This is a genomic window from Mesorhizobium sp. M1088, from assembly GCF_040318575.1.
GTDB lineage: Bacteria > Pseudomonadota > Alphaproteobacteria > Rhizobiales > Rhizobiaceae > Mesorhizobium.
Genome location: NZ_JAMYMO010000002.1, coordinates 52,095 through 75,208 on the forward strand (window position 1 = coordinate 52,095; position 23,114 = coordinate 75,208).

General features: G+C 64.3%; 22 protein-coding genes. 5 read left to right on the forward strand and 17 right to left on the reverse strand.

The annotated features are described in order from the left end of the window. Positions 1–215: 215 nt before the first annotated feature. From dhaK to NKH49_RS03090, 14 genes are all read right to left on the reverse strand, one after another. Positions 216–1,202, reverse strand: coding sequence for a dihydroxyacetone kinase subunit DhaK (gene dhaK, locus NKH49_RS03025; RefSeq protein WP_352448464.1), 987 nt, complete (start codon positions 1,200–1,202; stop codon positions 216–218). 26 nt (positions 1,203–1,228) lie between these two features. After that, positions 1,229–1,651, reverse strand: a complete 423-nt coding sequence (locus NKH49_RS03030) for a hypothetical protein (protein ID WP_352925170.1) — start codon at positions 1,649–1,651, stop codon at positions 1,229–1,231. A 9-nt stretch (positions 1,652–1,660) separates the two neighbouring features. Continuing rightward, a complete protein-coding gene (ptsP, locus tag NKH49_RS03035; protein ID WP_352849791.1) occupies positions 1,661–3,277 on the reverse strand; it encodes a phosphoenolpyruvate--protein phosphotransferase in 1,617 nt (538 codons plus the stop codon). Continuing rightward, positions 3,261–3,563, reverse strand: coding sequence for an HPr family phosphocarrier protein (locus tag NKH49_RS03040; protein ID WP_023676329.1), 303 nt, complete (start codon positions 3,561–3,563; stop codon positions 3,261–3,263). The genes ptsP and NKH49_RS03040 overlap by 17 nt, the downstream gene beginning before the upstream one ends. Before the next feature lie 22 nt (positions 3,564–3,585). Then, positions 3,586–3,975: a dihydroxyacetone kinase phosphoryl donor subunit DhaM gene (dhaM, locus tag NKH49_RS03045; protein ID WP_352469937.1), complete on the reverse strand. Its 390-nt coding sequence runs from the start codon at positions 3,973–3,975 to the stop codon at positions 3,586–3,588. Next, positions 3,972–4,574, reverse strand: coding sequence for a dihydroxyacetone kinase subunit DhaL (gene dhaL, locus NKH49_RS03050; protein WP_352767236.1), 603 nt, complete (start codon positions 4,572–4,574; stop codon positions 3,972–3,974). The genes dhaM and dhaL overlap by 4 nt, the downstream gene beginning before the upstream one ends. Positions 4,575–4,655: 81 nt before the next feature. Further along, positions 4,656–6,299 carry a dihydroxyacetone kinase subunit DhaK gene (locus NKH49_RS03055; RefSeq protein WP_352925172.1) on the reverse strand — a complete coding sequence of 548 codons (1,644 nt, stop codon included), beginning with the start codon at positions 6,297–6,299 and terminating at the stop codon, positions 4,656–4,658. Positions 6,300–6,366: 67 nt separating this feature from the next. Then, the gene (locus tag NKH49_RS03060) at positions 6,367–7,380 is read right to left on the reverse strand and encodes an ABC transporter ATP-binding protein (RefSeq protein ID WP_352925174.1); all 1,014 of its coding nucleotides are present in this window, start codon (positions 7,378–7,380) and stop codon (positions 6,367–6,369) included. Continuing rightward, positions 7,373–8,485 (reverse strand): ABC transporter ATP-binding protein, encoded by a 1,113-nt coding sequence (locus NKH49_RS03065; RefSeq protein ID WP_023676333.1) that lies wholly within the window; start codon positions 8,483–8,485, stop codon positions 7,373–7,375. Before NKH49_RS03065 ends, NKH49_RS03060 begins: the two co-directional genes overlap by 8 nt. Before the next feature lie 3 nt (positions 8,486–8,488). Next, on the reverse strand, positions 8,489–8,689 hold the full coding sequence (locus NKH49_RS03070; protein WP_023676334.1) for a hypothetical protein: 201 nt from the start codon (positions 8,687–8,689) through the stop codon (positions 8,489–8,491). Beyond that, positions 8,686–9,636 (reverse strand): carbohydrate ABC transporter permease, encoded by a 951-nt coding sequence (locus NKH49_RS03075; protein ID WP_352448471.1) that lies wholly within the window; start codon positions 9,634–9,636, stop codon positions 8,686–8,688. Before NKH49_RS03075 ends, NKH49_RS03070 begins: the two co-directional genes overlap by 4 nt. Continuing rightward, positions 9,633–10,580 (reverse strand): carbohydrate ABC transporter permease, encoded by a 948-nt coding sequence (locus NKH49_RS03080; RefSeq protein WP_031211681.1) that lies wholly within the window; start codon positions 10,578–10,580, stop codon positions 9,633–9,635. The genes NKH49_RS03075 and NKH49_RS03080 overlap by 4 nt, the downstream gene beginning before the upstream one ends. Before the next feature lie 126 nt (positions 10,581–10,706). Next, complete coding sequence (locus tag NKH49_RS03085) at positions 10,707–12,038, reverse strand: ABC transporter substrate-binding protein (RefSeq protein WP_352454682.1); 1,332 nt, start codon at positions 12,036–12,038, stop codon at positions 10,707–10,709. Positions 12,039–12,250: 212 nt separating this feature from the next. After that, on the reverse strand, positions 12,251–12,940 hold the full coding sequence (locus tag NKH49_RS03090; RefSeq protein WP_352919293.1) for a PIG-L deacetylase family protein: 690 nt from the start codon (positions 12,938–12,940) through the stop codon (positions 12,251–12,253). Between the two features lie 27 nt (positions 12,941–12,967). Here NKH49_RS03090 and NKH49_RS03095 point away from each other — a divergent pair, with 27 nt between their 5' ends. The 5 genes from NKH49_RS03095 (at position 12,968) to nhaA (ending at position 19,877) form a co-directional block, all read left to right on the forward strand. Then, the gene (locus NKH49_RS03095) at positions 12,968–13,858 is read left to right on the forward strand and encodes a DMT family transporter (protein ID WP_352448474.1); all 891 of its coding nucleotides are present in this window, start codon (positions 12,968–12,970) and stop codon (positions 13,856–13,858) included. A gap of 75 nt (positions 13,859–13,933) precedes the next feature. Next, positions 13,934–16,552 carry an ATP-dependent helicase HrpB gene (gene hrpB, locus NKH49_RS03100; RefSeq protein WP_352849795.1) on the forward strand — a complete coding sequence of 873 codons (2,619 nt, stop codon included), beginning with the start codon at positions 13,934–13,936 and terminating at the stop codon, positions 16,550–16,552. 87 nt (positions 16,553–16,639) lie between these two features. Next, positions 16,640–17,965, forward strand: a complete 1,326-nt coding sequence (locus NKH49_RS03105; protein WP_352813812.1) for an ActS/PrrB/RegB family redox-sensitive histidine kinase — start codon at positions 16,640–16,642, stop codon at positions 17,963–17,965. A 63-nt stretch (positions 17,966–18,028) separates the two neighbouring features. Continuing rightward, positions 18,029–18,592, forward strand: coding sequence for an ActR/PrrA/RegA family redox response regulator transcription factor (locus tag NKH49_RS03110; protein WP_023676342.1), 564 nt, complete (start codon positions 18,029–18,031; stop codon positions 18,590–18,592). A gap of 91 nt (positions 18,593–18,683) precedes the next feature. After that, positions 18,684–19,877, forward strand: coding sequence for a Na+/H+ antiporter NhaA (nhaA, locus tag NKH49_RS03115; protein WP_352454677.1), 1,194 nt, complete (start codon positions 18,684–18,686; stop codon positions 19,875–19,877). A 17-nt stretch (positions 19,878–19,894) separates the two neighbouring features. On the opposite strand, the gene NKH49_RS03120 is transcribed toward nhaA, so the two are convergent. From NKH49_RS03120 to NKH49_RS03130, 3 genes are read right to left on the reverse strand one after another with little or no spacing between them, the layout of a single operon-like run. Then, complete coding sequence (locus NKH49_RS03120; protein ID WP_352540419.1) at positions 19,895–21,322, reverse strand: gamma-aminobutyraldehyde dehydrogenase; 1,428 nt, start codon at positions 21,320–21,322, stop codon at positions 19,895–19,897. Between the two features lie 25 nt (positions 21,323–21,347). Continuing rightward, positions 21,348–22,163, reverse strand: a complete 816-nt coding sequence (locus NKH49_RS03125; protein WP_352469946.1) for an ABC transporter permease — start codon at positions 22,161–22,163, stop codon at positions 21,348–21,350. Next, positions 22,153–23,103, reverse strand: coding sequence for an ABC transporter permease (locus NKH49_RS03130; RefSeq protein WP_352614621.1), 951 nt, complete (start codon positions 23,101–23,103; stop codon positions 22,153–22,155). Before NKH49_RS03130 ends, NKH49_RS03125 begins: the two co-directional genes overlap by 11 nt. Positions 23,104–23,114: the final 11 nt, after the last annotated feature.

Genomic DNA, 23,114 nt, shown 5'->3' on the forward strand with positions numbered 1-23,114 from the left:
TCCGACCCCGCCGACGATCAGCAAGGCGGCTGCCAGCACCTTTCCATGGCGCTCGAAACCCGTCGGCGCCCGATCCCAATTGTAACGCATGCTCGAACTCCCCAAACCCGCAGATTCTTTATCTTGCGCAGGGTGAGGAGGGCAACCTGTCTGGCGATGCGCGGCGTTGCCGATACCGGTCTTGTCACCGACTATTTCTGGGGCATTCTCCGCCGCTACATGCCCCAGCGCAGCGCGGCCGTATGTACCGGTGCATCCCACCAAACAGCCGCCTCGTCGTCGAGCATGCTCAGCGTGATCGAACAGCCGGCCATATCGAGCGAGGTCACATAGGACCCGACCAGCGACCGGATCACCGTCACGCCGTGCTTCTCGAAGATTTTGCGGGCGCTGTTGTACATCAGATAAAGCTCCATCAACGGTGTGCCGCCAAAGCCGTTGACGAAGAGTAGCGCCTGGCCTCTGGCACCGTCGCCCAGGTCACCCAGGATTGCGGTACAGATCTCCTCGGCGATAGCATCGGCGCTTTTCAATGTGTCGCGCCGCCTCCCAGGCTCGCCGTGGATGCCGACCCCGAACTCCATCTCGCCGTCGCCGATATCGAAGGTCGGCTTGCCCGCCGCCGGCACGGTGCAACTGGTCAGCGCCACGCCCATCGAGCGCGTCGCGCCGTTGACGCGCTCGCCGAGCGCCTTCAACGGCTCCAGTGCCATGCCTTGTTCGGCCGCCGCGCCGACGATTTTCTCGACCACCAGCGTGCCGGCGACGCCGCGCCGGCCGGTGGTGTAGGACGAGTTTTCGACCGCAACGTCGTCATTGGTCACGATTTGCATCACGCCTTCCGACATTTCAGCGGCCATGTCGAAATTCATCACGTCGCCCTCGTAGTTCTTGACGATGAACAGGCAGCCGGCGCCCGTATTGACGACTTCGGCCGCCGCCATCATCTGGTCAGGCGTTGGCGAGGTGAATACCTGGCCGGGGCAGGCCGCATCCAGCATGCCGTGCCCGACGAACCCGCCATGTAGCGGCTCGTGACCCGAGCCGCCGCCGGAGATCAGCGCCACCTTGCCCGGTGTGAGCAGCTTGCGGCGGACAAATCTGTGTTCCGCGCCAAGCGCCAGGATATCGGCATGCGCGGCAACGAAGCCGTCGAGGCTCTCGGTCAGCACCGTATCGACCGAATTCAAAAATTTCTTCATGGCCGTCCTCCCGAAATAGCCCAGCGTCAGCTGCCCTTGCCGGCAATGCTGGTGATCTTCTGGATGAAATCGTTGACCGCCCGGTCGAGCGCCGCGTTCTGCTTGTCGTCGCCGAAATCGGGAACGATCAGCGAGACATGGCGTGTCTTGCGCAAGCCTGCGGCCAGCGACATCTTTCCCGGATGCGCCCGATGGTAGGCCTCAAGGAAATGATCGCGTTCGGCCGGGCTGAAATGGCAGACGGAGAAGATAGCCGGCAAATGCTTCGACGGGATCGGCGTCGAATAGGCCGGGCTGGAAATCTGCGTGACGAAGCTGCGATGCTTGCCCAGCGCATCGGCGAGGCGCTGGCGCATGCCGGACGGGCGCTGGTCGATCACCTGCGACAGGATCGTCTTGTAGGCGCGGATCGCCTCTTCGGGGCCGGATTGCGACGCCTTGCCTGCCATACCGGGGCCCTAGATCGAAACGTCCGCGATGGCCGCCTTGGCCATCGCGAGTTGGGCGGGAGCGACGGAGAGGTCACGCAGGCCGGTTTCGAGCAGCGCCGGGATCGAGGCGGGGTCGCCGCCGGCATCGCCACACAGGCTGACCGGGATATTATGCTCGCGGCCGAAGGCGGCAACCGAGGCGATCAGCCGGAGCACGGCCGGATGCCTGACGGAATTCAAATGTGCGACCGACGCATTGTCGCGCGCGGCGGCCATCACGTATTGGGTCAAATCATTCGAACCGATCGAGAAGAAAGCGGCCTTGGCGAATGCCTCCGGTGCGATGGCCACCGACGGCACCTCGACCATGATGCCAAGCGGCGGCATTTTGTGCGCGATGCCGCGCGCCAAAAGGTCAGCCTGCTCCTCAGCGAACAGCGCGGTGGCGTGTTCATACTCTTCCGGAACGGCGATCATCGGGAACATCACCTTCAGATTGCCGTGCATGGCGGCACGTAGCAAGGCGCGGATCTGCACACCAAAGACCTCCGGACGCATCAGCGACAGCCTGATCCCGCGCAGGCCAAGGAATGGATTACCTTCCTCGACGGTCAGGCCCGGCACAGGTTTATCGCCGCCCGCATCGACAGTACGGATCGTCACCGGCCTGTCGCCTGCCCATTCCAGCACTCTACGGTAGGCGCGATATTGCGTCTCCTCGTCCGGCAGCGTCTTGCCGAACAGGAATTCGGTCCGCATCAGCCCGACACCGTCGCACGCCGCAGCATCGATGCGGTCGACATCGGACGGATCGGCAATATTCACCTGCACGTGGACCGCTATGCCGGTCTTCGTTGCTGCCGGCCTTGTCAAATAGGCTGCCGCTTTGTCGCGATGCGCCGCGAAAGACGACGACGATCGCCGGAATGCGTCGATCTCCACTTTCGAAGGCGCCAACACGATGCCGCCATGTTCGGCATCGAGCAGTGCGATTCCGGCAAGGTGAGCCGGCGAAGCACCGGGCCCGGCTACCCCACGCGTTACGAGCCCCAACCCCACCACCATTGGCACGCCGCGTGAGCGTGCCAGCATTGCGACATGACTTGCGGCACTTCCGGCCGTAAGTGCTATGCCGCCGCCGGCACTCCAGTCGGTTTCGAGGAAGCGCGTCGGTGCGATATCCTCGCCGTAGAAGATCGCACCTGCCGGCGCGGCAATGTCGCCGCCCCCGGCAAGCGCGCGTAGCACCTGGTCGCGTATGTCGCGCATGTCGGCCGCGCGCGCCCGGAAATAGTCCTGCTCGGATGTTTCATAGCCGGCTATCTCGGCGTCGAGCGCTTTTCGCCAAGCCACATCAGCAGCCATGCCCTCGGCAATTCGCTCAAAGGCCGGGCCGGTCAGCGCGTCGTCCTCCAGCATGGCGAGCTGGAATTCGAGGATACCGGCCGCCTCGCTGTCGCTGGTTTCCATCAATGTCGCGAGCCGGCCTGCGGCAATGGAAATGGCGGCCTCAAGCGCCGCCTTCTCGTCCGCGGCAGTCGCCTTGCGGACATAACGCACAGCAGCCTGGTCCAGATTGAACAGCGGCCCCTCGGCATAGCCGGCCGATGCCGAAATGCCCTGCAGCCTAAGCGGTTCGGGCATGGTCCTTGCCTTCGTCGAAATCGCGCCGCACCAGCTCGACCAGTGCGCCGACCGCCTCGCCGGCGCCGTCCCCTTTGGCTCTGATATGCAGGACAGTGCCTTTCGGCGCTTTCGCCGCCATCACCTTGACGATGCTCTTGGCGTCGAACCATGGCCCGTTGGCGGCGAGCGCAATCTCGACGTCGGCCGAAAACGTCTTGGCAAGCTTGGTGAACTTCACCGAAGGACGCGCATGCAGTCCCACCTCATGGGTGATCAGGACGCTGGCTTCGGCTGCTGCGGACATGCTTGTCAAAATTCCCGTTCGTTCACGACGGCGACAATTCGTGCGCCGTCGCCACCACTTCCCTGAGCGAGGCGCCGCCGGAAGCCTCGGTCGCCGCCATCACCGCGCCTTCGACGATCGGCGCATTGCAGACGATGATCTTCTGGGCGCGTGGTTCGCCGATCATCTCGACCGCCATCTCGCTATTGGTCTCGGCACCGCCGAGATCGACGAGGATCGCGACCCCCGCCTCCGACCAGGCCTTGTCGATGGCGTCCATGATCGCCTCGACATTGGTTCCCAGCCCGCCATGGCCGTTTCCCCCGCACCATGCAAGCGGCACTTCGTTGCCGACCATCTGCCGCACCATGTCGGCGGTGCCTTCGGCGACCAGCGGCGAATGCGATACGATGACGATGCCGACATTGCTCATGCGCGCCTCTCGATTGCCTCCGCTACGGCCCGCACCAGAAGCGCAGTCGAGCGTGCGCCGGCATCCATATGACCGATCGAACGGTCGCCAAGGAACGAGGCGCGCCCACGCAGCGCCTTCATCGGCACGGTCGCGTCGGCCGCGTTGTCGGCGATCTCGACGATGTCCGCTGCCGTCTTTCCCTGCAGCAGGGCCTCATGCACCGGCTGCAGCACGTCTAACATGGTTTTTTGCCCGGCCTGCGACTTGCCTCTGGCGGCAACCGCTTCGATCGCCTTGCCGAAGGCCGCCGCCAGGTCGGCGCGACCCGGCGCGGCGGAAATCTCCTTGCCGAGCGCCATGAACAGCGTGCCGAACAACGGACCGGAGGCTCCGCCGACGGTCATCACCAGTTTGGTGCCGATCGCCTTCAGCGCCTCGGGCAACGGCTTTGTCGCAAACGCGCCGGCCTCGGCCCGCACTGCCTCGAAGCCGCGTTTCATGTTGAGCCCATGGTCGCCGTCGCCGATGGCCTGGTCGAGACTGGTCAGCTCGTCGGCATGTGCGGCGATCGTGTTTGCCGCCGCCTCGATCAGCCTGGAAATATCCGCTGCCGCCATGTCACCCATGCTCCTGGCCCCTGCGCTGCCGGCAGTACGAGAAAATTGCATATCCGGCAATTGAAGCATTCTTTTCCCCAGTCAAGCGGGTTCGAGCAACGCAGCGAGGGCAGTGAAGACCTCGGCGACGGCAAAGGCGCCGGGGTCGACCACGCCGTCGAGCTGGCTGCCAATATAGGCGGACCGCCCGGCCTTGGCCTTGCGCATGGCAGCGGTGGCCTCGGCTCCGCGTTGCGCCGCGACCGCCGCATCTTCCAGACTCCCCCTATCCAGCGCCCTCAAGGCGGGTTCCAGGGCATCGATCATCGTGCGATCGCCGACCCTCGCTCCACCATAGAAGGACATCCGATCGAGGCCGGCGAGAAGCGCCTTGGGAAGCGTTTCGCCAGACTCCAGCGCCTGCGCGGCGGCGGTGAAGAAGATCGACAACAGCACGCCGCTAGAGCCGCCCATGCTGGCGCTCAGGATGTCGCCGACGACGGCGAGCGTTGCGGCAGGCTCAGCGAGCGGCAGTGTCGCAATGCGGCCAAGCACGCTGCGCGCACCGGCCGCCACAGTCGATCCGGTGTCACCGTCTCCCGCCTTGGCATCCAGTCCGTTCAACGCGCCTTCAAGCGAGATCAGCCGTTCGCAGACCGCGACAACCAACCGGTCGGTGCGTGCGTCCTGGCTGGCTTTCGACGCGTTGTTCGGGCCGGCGGCTTTGGCCATCGGCACGACGCTGGCTTGGCGAACGGCTCTTGCCGGCAGCCAGGCGTGAGGGCCTACCGGCGCCCGCAACGCCGCTTCGCGCGACGCATCGAGCCGGATCAGCGACAGGGAAAAGCCGTTCATGTTGAGCGCGGTCACAAGCTGCCCGGGCCCGATTGTCAGCGTCACCTTTTGTGCCAGCGGTGAAGCCAATACCGCATTGGCGACAAGCAACATTTCCAGCGGTGGCACCGAACCGAGATTATTGATCAGCAAGGCGTAGTCGCTGACCGGATCGAGCCGCGCGGCAAGGCGCTCCGACATGATCGCAACCAGCCTTTCGGCACTTTGCACCGCAATCCGCTCAACGCCCGGTTCGCCATGGATGCCGAGGCCGAGTTCAGCGTCGTCGGCGCCAAATCTTTCGTCATGGCTCTGACCGGGGATCGAGCAGGATGACAGCGATATGCCGAGCGAAACGATATCCGCCGCCGCGGCCCGCGTCGCAGCGGCAACCGTCGCCAGGTCAATGCCGGCTTCCGACAGGTGGCCGGCGATCTTGTGCACGAACAAGGTGCCGGCCACGCCACGCGGCTGGGCAATGTCCGGCAGGGCGATATCGTCGGCGACAATCACCATCTCGACCCGAAAACCTTCGGCGCGCGCCTTCTCGGCTGCCAGGCCGAAGTTGAGGCGATCGCCGGTATAGTTCTTGACGATCAGCAGGCACCCGGCGGGACCGGTCACCGCGCGGATGGCGGCCAATACCGCTTCCACGCTCGGCGAAGCAAAGATCTCGCCCGAAACCGCCGCCGTCAGCATGCCAATGCCGACAAAGCCGGCATGGGCAGGTTCGTGCCCGGCCCCGCCGCCGGAAATGACCGCGACCTTCGTCTTATCCCAGTCCGCGCGGAGAATGACCTTGATCTCGGGATAGCCGTCGAGGCGAGCGAGATCGCCGGCGCCGGTCGTACCGAGGAAGCCGTCCAGGGCCTCAGTTACGATCGTATCCCTGCGATTGAAAAAATGCTTCATCGAATTGGTCCAGTCCGGTGCCCGAAATTGCCGGTTGAAAGGTGCCAGGAAAACACTCGCGCAGCGCTCACATCAGCCGTCGCCCATCGGCGCCGAAATACAGCGGCGAGCGATAGCGGATCATGATCCTGTCGCCCTGCGCCAGGTCGGTGTCGGGGTCGGTTAGCGTCACCAGCTTCCTGGCCCCCACCGTCACATGCAGATGGTTCTGGTCGCCGAGATGCTCGACCCAATCGACGACGCCGTCGGCATGGCCGTTCGCCACCTTCTCGATCGAAAGATGTTCGGTACGAGCACCGATCGTCTTTGTTCCCGCCGGCGCGCCGCCATCCGGCAGCAGTCCGACCGGCAACAAATTGATTGCCGGTTGGCCGAGCCTTGCGGCGACGTGAAGGTTTGCCGGCTCAGAATAGATCATGCGCGGGGAACCGATCTGCACCAGCACGCCGTCGGCGAGAATGCCGATGCGGTCGGCCATGGTCATCGCTTCGATCTGGTCGTGCGTGACGTAGAGCATTGTGGCGCCGAGTTCCGCCTGGATGCGCTTCAGCTCTAGCCTGAGATCGGCGCGCAGCTTGGCGTCGAGCGACGACAGCGGCTCGTCCATCAGGTAGATCGACGGCTTGCGCACCAAGGCGCGGCCGATGGCGACGCGCTGCATCTCGCCGCCAGAGAGTTTGGTCGAGCGATTATTCAGCTTGTGGTGGATGCGCACCATCTTGGCCACGTCCTCGACGCGGCGGCGGATCTGATCCTCCGGCATTTTCCGTGCTGGCGAGCGCAGCGGAAAGGCGAGGTTGTCGTAAACCGACAGATGCGGATAGAGCGAATATTGCTGGAATACGAAAGCGGTGTCGCGCTCGGCCGGCGACAGCGTCGTCGTGTCGTGGCCGGCAATATGGATTGAGCCCGCTTCCGGACGCTCCAGCCCGGCGATCAGCCTGAGCGTCGTCGTCTTGCCGGCGCCGGTCGGCCCGAGCAGCACGACGAATTCCCCGTCGGCGATATGCAGGTCGAGATTGTCGACGGCGACATGCTCGCCAAAAGCCTTGGTCACGCTTTTGATGTGAACGTCAGCCATGATGTGCTCTCCCCTGGGAGGCCGAGTCATGGATTTCGGTGCGCACCGCACGGCCGGATCCTTTTGCGAACAGCGACAGCCGCGCGCTGCTCAGCGCCAGGCCCACATGATCGCCCGGATTGAGCCGGATTTCGGCCGGCACCCTGGCCTTGATGATGCCGTCCGCTGTCTCCACCGCGACGATCTGAGTGGTGCCGAGATATTCCGTGCCGTAAATAGCACCGCGCAGCTTCGAAGCGTCGTCGAAGCGGATGTGCTCCGGTCGGATGCCAAGCGCCATCTCGGCCGGCGCGACGTCCTCGCGGATCTCCGGCACGGCCACCTTCGCGCCTTGCACAACAATTTCCCTGGCGCCCTTTGAAAGCCCGCCGCCGAAGCCGAGGAAATTCATCGGCGGCGAGCCGATGAAGTCGGCGACGAACATCGTCGCCGGCCGGTCGTAGATCTCGCGCGGCGTGCCGAACTGCTCGATGACGCCGTGGTTCATCACCGCGATCTTGTCGGCCATCGACATCGCTTCCATCTGGTCATGCGTGACATAGACGGTGGTGGCGTGGATGCGGTTGTGCAGTTCTCGCAATTCATGGACCATCAGGTCGCGGAATTCGGTGTCGAGCGTGCCGAGCGGCTCATCCATCAGGAAACATTTTGGCCGCCGTACGATGGCGCGGCCGAGCGCCACGCGCTGGCGATCGCCGCCGGCAAGCCCGGAGACCGATTTGTTGAGCAGATGGTCGATCCGCAAAAGCTTCGCCGTCTCCTCCACTCGGCTCCGGATTTCAGCGCCTGGCATGCCTTGCGCCAGCAGTGGAAAGCCGATGTTCTTCCGCACATTCATGTGCGGATAGAGCGCGAACAGCTGGAAGACGAAGGCGATGTCGCGCTCGCGGGCACGTCGCATGGTGACGTCCTCGCCGCCAAGCAGGATCTTGCCGCCGGTCGGCAGTTCGAGCCCAGCGATCATGCGCAACGTCGTCGTCTTGCCGCAGCCGGACGGCCCCAGCATGACGAAGAATTCGCCGTCCTCGACGACGAAGTTGGAATCCTGCACGGCGACGAAATCGCCGAATGCCTTCCTCAGATGTTCGACCCTGATCTCGGCCATCGTCTACTCCGGAAATTTCGAGACGATGATGAACATCGCCGTGCCCGCAAGCATGGTGATGAAGGAATAGGTGTAGAGCACCAGTGCGAAGGGCTGGAACAGCATCAGGAAGCCGATGGCGATGATCGCGGTGGCGACGTTTTCCATCAGCCCGCGCCTGGCCCAGACGGGCCAGCGCGATTTGCGTTTTGCGGTCATGCTCATTTACGCACCGCGCCAAAGGTGATGCCGCGCAGCAATTGCTTGCGAAGCAGGATGGTGAAGACCAGGATCGGCACCAGAAAGATCGTCGTGCCGGCCGCGACCGCCGGCCAGTCCTGACCGCCTTCGCCGATGATGGTCGGAATGAAGGGCGGCGCGGTCTGCGCCGTGCCCGAGGTCAGCAGCGCAGCGAAGGCATATTCGTTCCAGGCAAAGATCAGGCAGAAGATGGCGGTTGCGGCAATACCGGTGGTCGCCTGCGGCAGCACCGTGCGCCAGAACGCCTGCAGCCTGGTGTAGCCGTCGATCATCGCCGCTTCTTCATATTCGCGCGGGATCTCGTCGATGAAGCCTTTCAGCAGCCACACCGCCAAGGACACGTTGACCGCCGTATAAAGCAGGATCATGCCGAGAGCCGTGTCCGACAGGCCAAGCTCCCGGTACATCAGGTAGATCGGGATGGCGACCGCGATCGGCGGCATCATCCGCGTCGACAGGATGAAGAACAGAAGGTCGTCGGCCAGCGGCACCTTGAAGCGCGAAAAACCATAGGCCGACAGCGTGCCGAGGAAAACCGCGCAAAACGTCGAGCCGAACGCGATAATCAGCGAATTGACGAAGCGCGGCATGAAGTTGGACGGGCCGGCGATCACCATATTGCGCTTGCGCACCGTCTCGTCGCACAGGCCCGTCGCCGGTCCCAGCGAGTTGATGTATTCCGGTGTTTGCCGAGTCCGGGTCGAGAACAAATTGCAGTAGCCCTCGAGGCTGGGCTGGAACAGGATCTTCGGCGGATAGGCGATCGAATCCGGCGGCGTCTTGAAGCTGGTGGCGAAGATCCACAGCAGCGGCACGATCGAGATCAGCGCGTAGGCGACGATGATGGCGCCGGCGACGCGCTTCGACGTGGCCGACGGCGCGACAACGGAATGGGCTGACGTCAGGCTCATCTCTGCTTCACCTTGTTGAGCGCCTTGACGTAGATGTTTGCGAGGCCAAACACTGCGACGAACAGGATGATGGCGAAAGCCGAGGAATAGCCCGTCCGCCAGCTTTCGAAGGCCTGCCGCTTCAGCGTGATCGAGGCCACTTCGGTGGTCGATCCCGGCCCGCCGCCGGTGAGCAAATTGACCATGTCGAACATCTTGAAGTTCTCGATGCCGCGAAACAGCACCGCCAGCATGATGAAGGGCAGCGCCATCGGCAGCGTGATCGACCAGAACTGCCGCCAGTTGGAGGCGCGGTCGACCTCGGCCGCTTCGTAGATGTATTCGGGGATCGAGCGCAGGCCGGCGAGGCAGATCAGCATTACGTAAGGCGTCCACATCCAGGTGTCGACGATGATGATCGACCATGGCGCCAGTGACACGTTGGAGAGCATGCTGATCTCGGTTGCCGGAATGCCGGTGACGAACGAAACGGCGTAGGCGAACAGCCCGATCTGCGGCTCGTAGAGAAAGCGCCAGAAATTGCCGACCACCGCCGGCGATAGCATCATCGGCACCAGGATGATGGTCGTCCAGAAGGCGTGGCCGCGGAACTTGCGGTCGATCAACCAGGCCAGAGTGAAGCCGATCAGCGTCTGCAGCAGGATGGTCCAGAACACGAAATGCGCCGTCGTCTGCATGGCGATCCAGATGTCCTGGTCGGCGAGGATGCGCTTGTAGTTGGCCAGCCCGAGGTTCTTCACAACCTCGTTGGGCCGATTGGCGCGAAAATTGGTGAAGGACAGATAGATTGCCCAGAACAGCGGAAAGATGTTGATAGCTAACAGCAACAGGATCGTCGGCGAGATGAACAGCCAGGCGAGGCCCTTGTCGCTGATGCCCCGGACCTTGCGGGCCAACGGCTCGGGCGTAGCCCGGGCAACGCTGTCCGCCGTCCGATTGAGCATGGTCAGTCCTGCTTCGGTCACTTGGCTCGTCTCGACAATGGAATTTATCTGAACTGTGTCCCGTGCCAAGTGGCACGGGACGGTTCGGTCACGGGCTCGGGAGGAGCCGTTTACATCTTGCCCCGGCTACATCTTGCCATCGTCCTGGAAGACCTCGGTCCAGTCCTTGACGAGGCCGTCAAGCGCATCCTTGGCGGAGCCTTGCCCGGCAACGACATAGTCGTGGAAGCGCTTCTGCGATGCCTGCAACAGCGGGGCATAGCTCGGCTCGGCCCAGAAGTCCTTCACGATGGCCATCGAGTCGAGGAAGGTCTGCGCATAGGGCTGGCTGGCCGGGAAGGCCGGGTCCTTGACGACCGCGTTGAGGCAGGAATAGCCGCCGAGCGACCACCATTTGGACTGCACGTCCTTATTGGCGAACCATTTGATGTATTTGAGCGCGGCTTCCTGCTTGTCGGAATAGGAGACCACCGAGATGCCCTGGCCGCCGAGTTGGGCGAACTGGTCCCCGTCCGGACCTTTGGGATTGACGAAATAGCCGATCTTGTCGCCGCCGACATTCTCGTCCTTCTGCAGGCCTGGCCAGGTGAAGGCGAAGTTCATGTGCATCGCCACCTGGCCGGATTTGAAGGCATCGACGCCTTCGCCCATGTAGCTGTTCGAGGCGCCGGGAGGGGTGCAGCAATCGTAGAGGGCTTTGTAGAACTCCAGGCCCTTCACCGATTTATCGGAGTTGACGAAGCCTTCCATCTCGTAGGGCTTTTTCGGGTTTTCGTACTGGAAGCCGAAGCTGTAAAGCACGTCCATGGCGCCCATGGTGATGCCTTCCGAGCCGCGCTCGGTGTAGATCGACGCGCCATAGACGGTCTTGCCGTCGATGTCGCGCTTCTGGAAGAATTCGGCGATCTGCTTCAATTGGTCGAAGGTCGTCGGCGGGCCGAGATCCCAGCCGTACTTTTCCTTGAATTCCTTCTGCAGCTCCGGCTTGGAGAACCAGTCCTTGCGGTAAGTCCAACCGACCACGTCACCCATGGCCGGCAGCGCCCAGTAATTCGGCGAGTTCTTCGGCCATTCCGAATAGCCGACGACGGTCGCCGGCACGAAATCGTCCATGCTGATCTTCTCCTTGTCGAAGAAGTCGTTCAGCTTGACGTAATGGCCGTTCTCGGCGGCACCGCCGATCCACTGGCTGTCGCCGATGATGAGGTCGCACAGCTTGCCGTGCGAATTCAGCTCGTTGAGAAAGCGATCGGCATAGTTGGTCCACGGCACGAATTCGAATTTCATGCCGATGCCGGTTTCCTTGGTGAAGTCCTTGGACAATTCCACAAGCGCGTTGGCCGGGTCCCAGGCTGCCCAGCAAAGCGTCAGATCTTCTGCCTGCGCGACATTCGAAACGGCTGTCGACGCAAAGAGTGTCGATGCCAGTCCCAACGCCAATTTCAAGGTCGATTTCATGCCTTCCTCCCATTTGCGAAACGCGTCCGGATGACGGTTTCAAGAGCCCGCTAAACCCCTCCTCGGGGGCCCAAACACAACGACGCGGCGGCGCACCGGATGTTTAGTAATTTGTTTAGTGATGCAATTTTTACTAAACAAGGCAAGCGAATTCGTTGCTGCACCGCAGCATGCTGGACAGGAAAGCAACGTGAGAAGTTGCGGCGACCTGTCTAGGTCACCGTCTTGTTGCTGACGGCCACCGGACGGATCACTGGGGCCGGCGGCAAAAGCGCGCGGATATCGGCGAAGGGGAAGACTGGCTCGAAGCGGAACGCCTCGGCAAACGATCCGGCCGGGCCGTTGCACTGGCCGGCGCGAAAGGCGTTCTGCGTGCGCGCCGCGTCGACGAAACGCTCGGGATCCTGCGACTGGTGCGCCCGGATCGCCTCCGCCTTGAGATCGAAATGCCTGGAGGTGTCGACGTAGTGCGTTGGCGCAAACCCGGTGCCGCCGAACGTGTCGGCATGTAGCACCGGCACCGAGAATGACGCTGCGATGCGCACGCCATCCGACAGCGCGCGGTGGTCGCCATGATAGTCGTTCGGCGCATGCGTTATCACCAGATCCGGCCCTATCTCGCCGATCAGTGCTTTGAGCGCCCCGATCAGCGTGGCATCCGCGACCAGCCCGCCATCGGGAAAGTCGAGGAAGCGCGGCGTCACGCCAAGCAGGCCGGCCGCCGCCGTCGCCTCCTTGCGGCGCGTGCGGGCCAGCGCTGAGGGATCGCCGTAGCCGCCCCTGGTGCCATCCGTGGCTATGGCAAAAAAGAGTTCTGCGCCTTGCGCGGCATAGGCCGCCATCGTACCGAACATGAAGATCTCGATGTCGTCCGAATGCGCGCCAAGCGCCAATATCTTCACTCTCATCTCTCCCGGAAATGGAAAAACGTGCCCAACGGAATTCTGCTCGCACTCATCGCCTATGCAAGCTATTCGTGCAGCGACGCCGTTGTCAAAAGCCTGGGCGGGCAGTTCAACGTCTTCGAGATCGGCTTCTTCTCGACATTGTTTGCCGGCTGCTTTCTGCTCTTTGCCAGGCCGGCAGGCGAGCGCTGGCTCGATTTCTGGCGCACCAACCGGCCCTGGGCGGTACAGGCCCGGGCCTGGGCCGGCATCGCCTCGGGCGTGCTCAGCGTCTATGCCTTCACCACCATCCCGCTGGCGGAAGTCTATGCGCTCATCTTTCTGGCGCCGCTGTTCGTCACCATCCTAGCCACGCTGGTCCTCAAGGAGAAGGTCGGCCCGTGGCGGTGGCTGGCGGTGGTCGCCGGCTTTGCCGGGGTCATGCTGGTCGTCAGGCCGGGGTTTCGCGAATTGCATCTTGGTCATCTGGCGGCGTTCATCATCGCCTTCCTGGCCGCCACCAATGTGATCCTGATGCGTTCGCTCGCCGCGCAGGAAAAGCGCACGACGATGCTCGGCGTGCTGATCGGCTACGGCCTGCTCTTCAACGGCGCCGGTGCGGCGGCTACCTCGTTCTCGCTGCCGGATGGCAGGCAATGGGCTTGGCTGGTGTTGGCCGGCGCCTTTACCGCCGGCGGCCAGCTGTTGCATCTGCTGGCGGTCAAATACGCACCGGCCAACCGCATCGCGCCGACGCATTACTCGCAGATCGTCTGGGCGGTGGTTCTGGGTGCGCTGTTTTTCAGGGAATATCCGGATTTTCTGTCGCTGGTCGGTTTGGCCGTGGTCGGCGGTTCCGGCCTGCTGACCATGGTGCGCGAGGAGGTGCGGCTCGGCACGGTGCGCTGGAACCCGTTTTCGCGGACCAGGCTTTGAGTCGGCGCCGAGGTTGCGCCGCGACCGCCACCGCTGATATGCGGTTGCTGCCAACTGGCTGCACAGCATAGCACAATGACGACAAAACCCTTGCCGGACCTGCCGGTCTCCGTTGTCTTGCCGGCGCTCAATGAAACGCTGAGCCATGGTAACAGCGCCGTGCTGGTGGCGCCGCCCGGTGCCGGCAAGACGACGCTGGTTCCACTGGCGCTGCTCGACGCTGAATGGCTCGGCGCCGGAAAGATCATCCTGCTCGAGCCGCGCCGCCTCGCCGCCCGCGTTGCCGCCCGCCGCATGGCCGAATTGCTCGGCCAAGAGCCCGGCGAAACCGTCGGCTATGCCATGCGCATGGAAAACCGCAGTTCCGCAGAGACCAGGGTTCTCGTCGTCACCGAAGGCGTGCTGTCCCGCATGATCCTCGACGACCCGGAACTGCCTGGTGTCGCGGCGGTGCTATTCGACGAGTTCCACGAACGCTCGCTCGACGGCGATTTCGGGCTGGCGCTGGCGCTCGACGTGCAGGGTGCGCTGAGGCCCGAACTCAGATTGCTGGTGATGTCGGCAACGCTCGACGGCGCGCGTGTCGCAAAATTGCTGTCCGGCGCGCCGGTGATCGAGAGCGCAGGCCGCGCCTTCCCGGTCGACATCCGCTATGACGAGCGGCCGGCCGGCGTCACCATCGAGGACGCCATGGCCAAGGCGATCCGCTCGGCGCTTGCCGGGGAGGAGGGCAGCGTGCTCGCTTTCCTGCCCGGCCAGCGCGAGATCGAGCGCACCGCCGAGCGGCTGGCGGGCAAGGTCGGCGCCGATACCGACATCGTGCCGCTCTATGGTATGCTCGACAACAAGGCGCAGGACGCGGCGATCAAGCCGGCGCCGCTCGGCCGCCGCAAGGTCGTGCTGGCGACGTCGATCGCCGAAACCTCCATCACCATCGACGGCGTGCGCGTCGTCATCGATTCCGGCCTGTCGCGGCTGCCGCGCTATGAACCGGCGAGCGGCCTGACGCGGCTGGAGACGGTACGTGCTTCCCGCGCTTCCGCCGACCAGCGCGCCGGCCGTGCCGGGCGCACGCAGCCGGGCGTCGCCATCCGGTTGTGGCGGGCCGAGCAGACGGCGGCCCTGCCGGCCTTCACGCCGCCGGAAATCCTCGAGGCCGATCTTTCCGGCCTGTTGCTCGATAGCGCAGCGTTCGGCGTCGCCGATCCGACCAGTCTATCCTTCCTCGACCCCCCGCCGGCTCCGGCGCTCACCGAGGCGAGGGTACTGCTACGTGCGCTCGATGCTGTCGATGCGGCAGGACGCCTGACGGATGCCGGTGCCGCGATGCGTAGGCTGGCGCTACCGGTGCGGCTTGCCCATATGGTCGCCGAGGCGGCAAGGACCGGAGAGGCGCTCGAGGCGGCGATGCTCGCCGTATTATTGACCGAGCGTGGCCTTGGCGGCGATGGTGCCGATCTCGAACGGCGGCTGCTGCGCTTTCGCGCCGAAAGATCGCCGCGCGCCACCGCCGCCCGGCAGCTGGCTGAGAGGCTGGCAAAGCAGGCTTCACCCTTCCCCTCTAGGGGAGGGTCGGCAAGCGAGCCGAGCGCAGCGAGACGAGCGAGACGGGGCGGAGTCGTCGATGGCGTGCCCGAAGCGGCCCCACCCCTATCCGGTACGCGGATCGACGCGCCGGGGCGAGCCACGGGTCTCGCCCGTCCTTCCGACCCCCTCAAGGGGGAGGGCAGCACAGCCGGCGCTCTCCTCATCCATGCCTGGCCGGATCGGGTCGCCAAAGCGCGCGGCGAGCGTGGCCGCTTCGTGCTTGCCAACGGCTCGGGCGCCATGCTCGACGCCTCCGATCCGCTGGCCGGCGAGACCTGGCTCGTCGTCGCCGACCTGCAGGGCAAGGCGCAGAACGCCCGCATCACCGCAGCGGCAGCCATCGATGAGGCCGACATCCGCACGGCGCTGGCGGAAAAGATCGAGGCCCGCCGCGAGGTGAGCTTCGACCGCGACAGGCGCGCGGTGCGGGTGCGCGAAACGGTTCGCCTCGGCGCCATCACGCTGTCCGAACGCATGCTGCCGGCGCCGACCGGTGCCGACGCGGATCGCGCCATCCTCGACGCCTTGCGCGAACACGGCCTGTCCCTGTTGCCGTGGAACAGCGAGGCGGAGACGTTGCGGCAGCGGCTCGGCTGGCTGCATCGCGGCCTCGGCGTGCCATGGCCCGATGTCTCCGATGCCGCGCTCCTCGAGCGCCTCGACGACTGGCTGCTGCCGTTCCTTTCCGGCGCGGCATCCTTTGCGGCAATCGATCCCAGCGTGCTTTCGCAAGGCCTGATGACGCTGGTGCCGCACGAATTGCAGCGCAAGATCGCCACATTGGCGCCGACCCATTTCGACGCGCCGTCGGGCAGCCGGCTGCCGATCCGCTATGACGGCGAATGGCCGGTGCTGGCGATCCGCGTGCAGGAACTGTTCGGCCTCGACCGGCATCCGGCGATCGCCAACGGCACTGTGCCGCTGACGCTCGAATTGCTGTCGCCGGCGCACCGGCCGATCCAGACGACGCGCGACCTGCCCGGCTTCTGGCGCGGCTCCTGGGCCGATGTGCGGGCAGAGATGCGCGGCCGCTATCCCAGGCATGTCTGGCCGGAGAACCCGCTTCTCGCCGCCGCCACTAGCCGCGCCAAGCCGCGCGGTACCTGATGCTTCCAGACTGTCATCCCGAACCGGCCCAGCTTCGGCGGTTTTCGGAAAAGACCTCCGACTGTTTCCCCTCTATAATCACCGCCCATGATAAACATCCTGCACGCACCCGACTTCCAGCAAAGTCAGCGGCTGCGCCTCAATACGCTGATCAGGTTGCGCTGGCTTGCCATCGTCGGCCAGAGCCTGACCGTGCTTGTCGTCGCTTACGGGCTGAAATTTCCGCTGCCGGTCAGCATGTGTTTTGCGCTGATCGCCTGTTCGGCCTGGATGAACCTTTTGCTGACCTTCCGCTATCCGGCGGCGCATCGGCTTACCCCGTTCTCGGCCTTCGCCATCCTGACCTTCGACAGCCTGCAGCTTGCCGGCCTGCTCTACATGACCGGCGGCCTTACGAATCCGTTTTCGCTGCTGATGACCGTGCCCGTCGTCGTCTCGGCGACGTCGCTGCCGCTGCGGCTGACCGCCATGCTCGGCGCGCTGGTGATCGTGGCGGCGACGCTGCTGGTCTTTTACCACCTGCCGCTGCCCTGGCATGAGGGGGCGCCATTGGCGATGCCGTTCATCTATGTCGCCGGCATGTGGATGGCGGTGTTCTGCTCCATCGCCTTTACCGCGATCTATGCCTTCCGGGTGGCCGAGGAGGCGCGGCTGCTTGCCAACGCGCTTGCCGCCACGGAATTGGTGCTGCAGCGAGAACAGCATCTCTCGGCCCTCGACGGCCTCGCCGCGGCCGCCGCGCACGAACTCGGCACGCCGCTCGCCACCATCACGCTTGTTGCCAAGGAGATGGAGAAGGCGCTTGGCGAAGATCCGAAATACGGCGAGGACGTGAAGCTGCTGCGTTCGCAGAGCGAGCGCTGCCGCGAAATCCTGAAGCGCCTGACCAGCCTGTCCTCCGAGAGCGAGGTGCACCTCTCGCGCCTGCCGCTGACCTCGCTGGTCGAGGAGGTGACGGCGCCGCACCGCGATTTCGGCATTTCGATCAAGCTTCGGCCGGGCGAGCGCATCGGCCCGGAGCCGGTGGGCCGGCGCAATCCCGGCGTCATTTACGGCCTCGGCAATCTGGTCGAGAACGCGGTCGACTTCGCCCGCAACAGCGTGACAGTGCGCTGGAACTGGAATGAAGCCGCCGTCAGCTTCTCGATCATCGACGACGGGCCGGGCTTTCCACCGGAGATCATCGACCGTATCGGAGAACCCTATATGTCGACGCGACAAGGCACCGAAGCCGGCGGCGGCCTCGGCCTCGGCCTATTCATCGCCAAGACCTTGCTCGAACGCTCCGGCGCGACGCTCGATTTCCGCAATTCAAGCGAGCCCGGCGAGGGCGCTATCGTGCAGATATCGTGGCCGCGCAGCATCTTCCTCAATCCCGAGCAGGCTTCGGCCACCATGTTCGACACGGCCTAAATTGGACAATAGCGTTGCGAAACTATATTTGCGTAAAAATCAGGCAGCAGGATTTTCAGCACGATGAGTACTGACGAAACGATTGGCGCAATGGTCGAAGGCGAGGATACCTCGCTGCTGATCGTGGACGACGACAAGCCGTTCCTGACGCGGCTTGCCCGCGCCATGGAAACCAGGGGTTTCGTGGTCGAGACGGCGGAGAGCGTCGAGGAGGCGGTTGCCAAGGCGCGCGCCAATCCGCCGGCCTATGCGGTCGTCGACATGCGGCTGGCCGACGGCAACGGCCTCGACGTCGTCGCCGCGATTCGCGAGAAGCGCGACGATGCCCGCGCCATCATCCTCACCGGCTACGGCAACATCGCCACCGCGGTGACAGCGGTAAAGCTCGGCGCCATCGACTATCTGTCGAAGCCGGCCGATGCCGACGATATTTTTGCCGCCCTGACCCGCACCGCGGGCGAACGCGCAGCGCCGCCAGAAAATCCAATGTCGGCCGATCGTGTGCGCTGGGAACACATCCAGCGCGTCTACGAAATGTGCGACCGCAACGTCTCGGAAACCGCACGCCGCCTGAACATGCATCGCCGCACGCTGCAACGCATCCTCGCCAAGCGCGCGCCGCGCTAAAGGGCTCTCATTACAGGCTTGCCCGGCCAGCGCTGTTTGCGCATCATCGCTTGGCGGTGTCGGACCTTGCCGCTGATACGACGGAGGCGACATGCAGGACGAAAAGCGGCTGGTCTCCATGCTGCGCGAATTCCTCGACAGCGAGGCGGCCGGCGGCCTCATCCTGATGGCTGCGGCGGCCTTGGCCCTGATCGTCGCCAATTCGCCGCTGGGCGAGGCTTATTTCTCCGCCCTCCATGCCTATCTCGGACCGCTCAGCGTCTCGCACTGGATCAATGACGGCCTGATGGCGGTGTTCTTCCTGCTGGTCGGTCTCGAGATCAAGCGCGAAATGCTTGACGGCCAGCTGTCGACCTGGCCGCGCCGCGTGCTGCCCGGCATCGCCGCCGCCGGCGGCATGGCAGCGCCGGCACTGGTCTACGTCGCCATCAACCGCAACAATCCAGCCGCTCTGTCCGGCTGGGCGATCCCAACCGCCACCGATATCGCCTTTGCGCTCGGCGTGCTGTCGCTGCTCGGCAGCCGCGTCCCGGGTTCGCTGAAGATATTCCTCACGGCGCTTGCCATCATCGACGATCTCGGCGCGGTGCTCATCATCGCGGTGTTCTATACCAGCGGCCTCTCGCTCGCCTATCTCGGCGCCGCCTTCGCCGTGATCGCGCTGCTGGTGGTGCTCAACCGCATGCGGGTGCTGACGCTGCTGCCGTACATCTTGCTCGGCATCGTTCTGTGGGTTTTGGTGCTCAAATCGGGCGTCCATGCGACGCTCGCCGGCGTCGCGCTGGCCCTCACCATACCGCTGAAGATATCGCCGGGCAGCGGCCATGATCTCGACCATTCGCCGCTGCACCGGCTCGAACACGGCCTGCACAAAGTCGTCGCCTTTTTCGTCATCCCGATTTTCGGCTTTGCCAACGCCGGCGTCTCGCTCGCCGGTCTCAGCGCTGCCGCCCTGGCCGAGCCGCTGACGCTCGGCGTCGCCGCCGGCCTCGTCTTGGGCAAGCTGGTCGGCGTGTTCGGGTCTTCCGCGCTTGCCATCCGGCTTGGCTTCGCCGATCTGCCGGTCAATGCCGGCTGGCTGCACATGGTCGGCATTTCGCTGCTCTGTGGCATCGGTTTCACCATGAGCCTGTTCATCGGCCTGCTCGCCTTCGCCAGCGACGCCGCCCTGCAGGACGCGGTCAAGGTCGGCATCCTCGCCGGCTCCTTCATCGCCGCGCTCCTAGGCGCCGCTGTGCTGCTGGTGGCGCCGGCCGCAGGCGAGGCGGAGGAGGCGGAAGAATAGGCGTCTCCTCGCGGGCGCTACCCGTGAGCGACCATGACGTGGCGGACGGCGGTATAGTCCTCCAGCGCGTAGAGCGACATGTCCTTGCCGTAGCCGGATTGTTTCAACCCGCCATGCGGCATCTCGTTGGTCAGCATGAAATGGGTATTGATCCAGGTGCAGCCATATTGCAGCCGGGCGGCTGTCGCCATGGCCCGCGAAACGTCCTTGGTCCACACCGACGACGCCAGGCCGTAGTCAGAATCATTGGCCCAGTTCACCGCTTCGTCAACTTCGGAAAAGCGGGTGACCGAGACCACCGGACCGAACACTTCGCGGCGCACGATCTCGTCCTCCTGCAGCGCGCCGGCGACGACGGTCGGCTGGTAGAAGAAGCCGGAGCCCTCGCCCGGCTTGCCGCCCGTGGTGATCTCGATGTGCTTGAGCTCAGAGGCGCGCTCGACGAAGCTCGAGACGCGGTCGCGCTGGCGACGCGAGATCAGCGGGCCGATCTCGTTTTCGGTATCGTCAGGACGATCATACTTGATAGTCGAGACGGCGGCGGAGAGGTCGGCGACGAGCTTGTCGTAGATCTTCTTGCCGGCGTAGATGCGGCAGGCGGCGGTGCAGTCCTGGCCGGCATTGTAATAGCCGAAGGCGCGCAGGCCGTTGACCACCGCGCCGAGATCGGCGTCGTCGAAGACGATGACCGGCGCCTTGCCGCCGAGCTCGAGATGCGTGCGCTTGACCGATTTGGCGGCAGCCTGCAGCACCTTCTTGCCGGTGGCGACGTCGCCGGTGATCGAGATCATGTTGACTTTCGGGTGGTTGATCAGCGTGTTGCCGACGCTGTCGCCGCGACCGAGCACGACGTTGACGACGCCTTCCGGCAGGATCTCGGCAAGGATTTTCGCCAGCTTCAGCGCGGTCAGCGGCGTCTGTTCCGACGGCTTGAAGGCGACGGTGTTGCCGCCGGCAATCGCCGGCGCCAGCTTCCAGGCCATCATCATCAGCGGATAGTTCCACGGCGCGATCGACGCGACAACGCCGATGGCGTCTCGGCGGACCATCGAGGTGTGGCCGGGAATGTATTCGCCGGCGACCTGGCCGGGCATCGAGCGGACCGCGCCGGCAAAGAAGCGGTAGCAGTCGACGATCGCCGGGATCTCGTCATTGAGCACGGCATTGATCGGCTTGCCGCAGTTCAGCGCCTCGAGCGCCGCGAAATCCTGTGCAGCAGCCTCGATGCGATCGGCGATCTTCAGGAGATAGCCGGCGCGCTGCGCCGGTGTTGTGCGGGACCAGGTGACGAAGGCTTTTTCGGCAGCAAGCACGGCCGCCTCGATCTGCGCTGGGCTGGCCTCGGGCAGATTGAGGATGGTCGCCCCGGTCTTCGGGTTGAGGATCGGCTCCTCGGTCTCGGTGCCTTTTTCGAATTTAGAGCCGATCAGCATCTGCGTGTCCATGGAAGTCTCTCCCTTGTGAACGAGATCATTTGCCCGAACCGGCGATCTGGTCGCCGTCGCGGGTCAGGTAATAGGCAGCGAGGATGGGGAGCAGCGTCACCAGCACTACCACCATCGCCACGACATTGGTGACCGGACGCTGGCGCGGACGGATCAATTCTTCGAGCATCCAGATCGGCACCGTCTGCTGCTGGCCGGCGGTGAAGGTGGTGACGATGACCTCGTCGAAGGACAGCGCAAAGGCAAGCATGCCGCCGGCCAGCAGCGCGGTTGCGATGTTGGGCAGCACGACATGCCGAAAGGTCTGGAAACCATCGGCGCCGAGATCCATCGACGCCTCGATCATCGAGCCGGACGTGCGGCGGAAGCGGGCGACCGCATTGTTGTAGACGACGACCACGCAGAAAGTGGCGTGGCCGAGCACGATCGTCCAGAACGAGAACGGGATTTCGGCCAGCGCGAAGGCCGAGCGCAGAGCGATGCCGGTGATGATGCCGGGCAGCGCGATCGGCAGGATGACCAGCAGCGAGATGGTTTCGCGGCCGAAGAATTTTGTGCGGGACACGGCAGCGGCGCACAGCGTGCCCAGGACCAGCGCGATGGTAGTCGAGATCGCCGCGACCCGCACAGACAATGACAGCGCCTGCCAGACGTCGGGGCGGTTCCAGGTGACGGCGAACCATTGCGTGGTCAGGCCCGGCGGCGGCCAGACGAAGCTCTTCTCCTCGGTGGTGAAGGCATAGACGAAGATCAGCAGGATCGGCAAATGCAGGAAAAGCAGGCCGCCGGTGGCAGCGAGCTTCAGGCCGATCGGCGCGGATGGGCCACGGTCAGAGCGCATCGAAAGCCCCCATGCGCTTGGCGCCCCAGAGGTAGAAGCCCATGATGACGATGGGCACCACGGTGAAGGCGGCGGCGAGCGGGATATTGCCGGCGGTGCCTTGCTGCGAATAGACGGCCTGGCCGATGAACAGCCGCGAGGTGCCGATGATCTGTGGGATGATGTAGTCGCCGAGCGTCAGCGAGAAGGTGAAGATCGAGCCGGCGACGATGCCGGGCAGCGCCAGCGGGAACAGCACGTTGCCGAAGGTCTGCCCGGGCGAGGCGCCGAGATCGGACGAAGCCTCGACCAAATTGCCCGGCACGCGCTCGAGTGCGGCCTGCACCGGCAGGATCATGAACGGCAGCCAGACATAGACGAAGACGATGAAGGTACCGGTTGAGGAGACCGACAGCGAGTTGCCGCCGACGACCGGCAGCGACAGCCAGGCATCAAGCAGCCACAGAAGATGCAATTTGGCCAGCAGCCAGGTCAGGATGCCTTCCTTGGCGAGAATCAGCTTCCACGCATAGATCTTGACCAGGTAGCTCGACCACAGCGGCAGCATGACGCCGAGATAAAACAGCGCCTTCCAACGGCCGCGCGCATAGCGCGCCGCGTAATAGGCGATGGGAAAGGCGATGACCGCCGCCGCCAGCGTCACCAGCGCCGCCATAGTCACCGTGCGCAGGATGATGTCGAGATTGGCGGCCTGCAGCAGGTCGCCATAGGTCTTCAGCGTGAACTCGCGGTTGATCAGGCCGGAGAACTCATCGATCGAAAAGAAGCTCTGCAAAAGCAGCGCAAACAGCGAGCCGATATAGACGATGCCGAGCCAAAGAACCGGGGGTAGCAGCATCAAGAGCAGCAAGAATTGCGGCCGGCGCCAGAAGAGATCGGAGAGCCCGCCGCGTACGCCACCACTTCGCGGCAGGATGGCGGGGGCCGTGGCCCGCGGCATGGCAGCGTCCA

What these genes read in the sequence shown, in the direction of transcription:
- dhaK (WP_352448464.1), bottom strand. Translation starts at nt 1,202, where the DNA reads ATGAAGAAATTTTTGAATTCGGTCGATACGGTGCTGACCGAGAGCCTC.
- NKH49_RS03030 (WP_352925170.1), bottom strand. Translation starts at nt 1,651, where the DNA reads ATGGCAGGCAAGGCGTCGCAATCCGGCCCCGAAGAGGCGATCCGCGCC.
- ptsP (WP_352849791.1), bottom strand. Translation starts at nt 3,277, where the DNA reads ATGCCCGAACCGCTTAGGCTGCAGGGCATTTCGGCATCGGCCGGCTAT.
- NKH49_RS03040 (WP_023676329.1), bottom strand. Translation starts at nt 3,563, where the DNA reads ATGTCCGCAGCAGCCGAAGCCAGCGTCCTGATCACCCATGAGGTGGGA.
- dhaM (WP_352469937.1), bottom strand. Translation starts at nt 3,975, where the DNA reads ATGAGCAATGTCGGCATCGTCATCGTATCGCATTCGCCGCTGGTCGCC.
- dhaL (WP_352767236.1), bottom strand. Translation starts at nt 4,574, where the DNA reads ATGGCGGCAGCGGATATTTCCAGGCTGATCGAGGCGGCGGCAAACACG.
- NKH49_RS03055 (WP_352925172.1), bottom strand. Translation starts at nt 6,299, where the DNA reads ATGAAGCATTTTTTCAATCGCAGGGATACGATCGTAACTGAGGCCCTG.
- NKH49_RS03060 (WP_352925174.1), bottom strand. Translation starts at nt 7,380, where the DNA reads ATGGCTGACGTTCACATCAAAAGCGTGACCAAGGCTTTTGGCGAGCAT.
- NKH49_RS03065 (WP_023676333.1), bottom strand. Translation starts at nt 8,485, where the DNA reads ATGGCCGAGATCAGGGTCGAACATCTGAGGAAGGCATTCGGCGATTTC.
- NKH49_RS03070 (WP_023676334.1), bottom strand. Translation starts at nt 8,689, where the DNA reads ATGAGCATGACCGCAAAACGCAAATCGCGCTGGCCCGTCTGGGCCAGG.
- NKH49_RS03075 (WP_352448471.1), bottom strand. Translation starts at nt 9,636, where the DNA reads ATGAGCCTGACGTCAGCCCATTCCGTTGTCGCGCCGTCGGCCACGTCG.
- NKH49_RS03080 (WP_031211681.1), bottom strand. Translation starts at nt 10,580, where the DNA reads ATGCTCAATCGGACGGCGGACAGCGTTGCCCGGGCTACGCCCGAGCCG.
- NKH49_RS03085 (WP_352454682.1), bottom strand. Translation starts at nt 12,038, where the DNA reads ATGAAATCGACCTTGAAATTGGCGTTGGGACTGGCATCGACACTCTTT.
- hrpB (WP_352849795.1), top strand. Translation starts at nt 13,934, where the DNA reads ATGACGACAAAACCCTTGCCGGACCTGCCGGTCTCCGTTGTCTTGCCG.
- NKH49_RS03105 (WP_352813812.1), top strand. Translation starts at nt 16,640, where the DNA reads ATGATAAACATCCTGCACGCACCCGACTTCCAGCAAAGTCAGCGGCTG.
- NKH49_RS03110 (WP_023676342.1), top strand. Translation starts at nt 18,029, where the DNA reads ATGAGTACTGACGAAACGATTGGCGCAATGGTCGAAGGCGAGGATACC.
- nhaA (WP_352454677.1), top strand. Translation starts at nt 18,684, where the DNA reads ATGCAGGACGAAAAGCGGCTGGTCTCCATGCTGCGCGAATTCCTCGAC.
- NKH49_RS03120 (WP_352540419.1), bottom strand. Translation starts at nt 21,322, where the DNA reads ATGGACACGCAGATGCTGATCGGCTCTAAATTCGAAAAAGGCACCGAG.
- NKH49_RS03125 (WP_352469946.1), bottom strand. Translation starts at nt 22,163, where the DNA reads ATGCGCTCTGACCGTGGCCCATCCGCGCCGATCGGCCTGAAGCTCGCT.
- NKH49_RS03130 (WP_352614621.1), bottom strand. Translation starts at nt 23,103, where the DNA reads ATGCCGCGGGCCACGGCCCCCGCCATCCTGCCGCGAAGTGGTGGCGTA.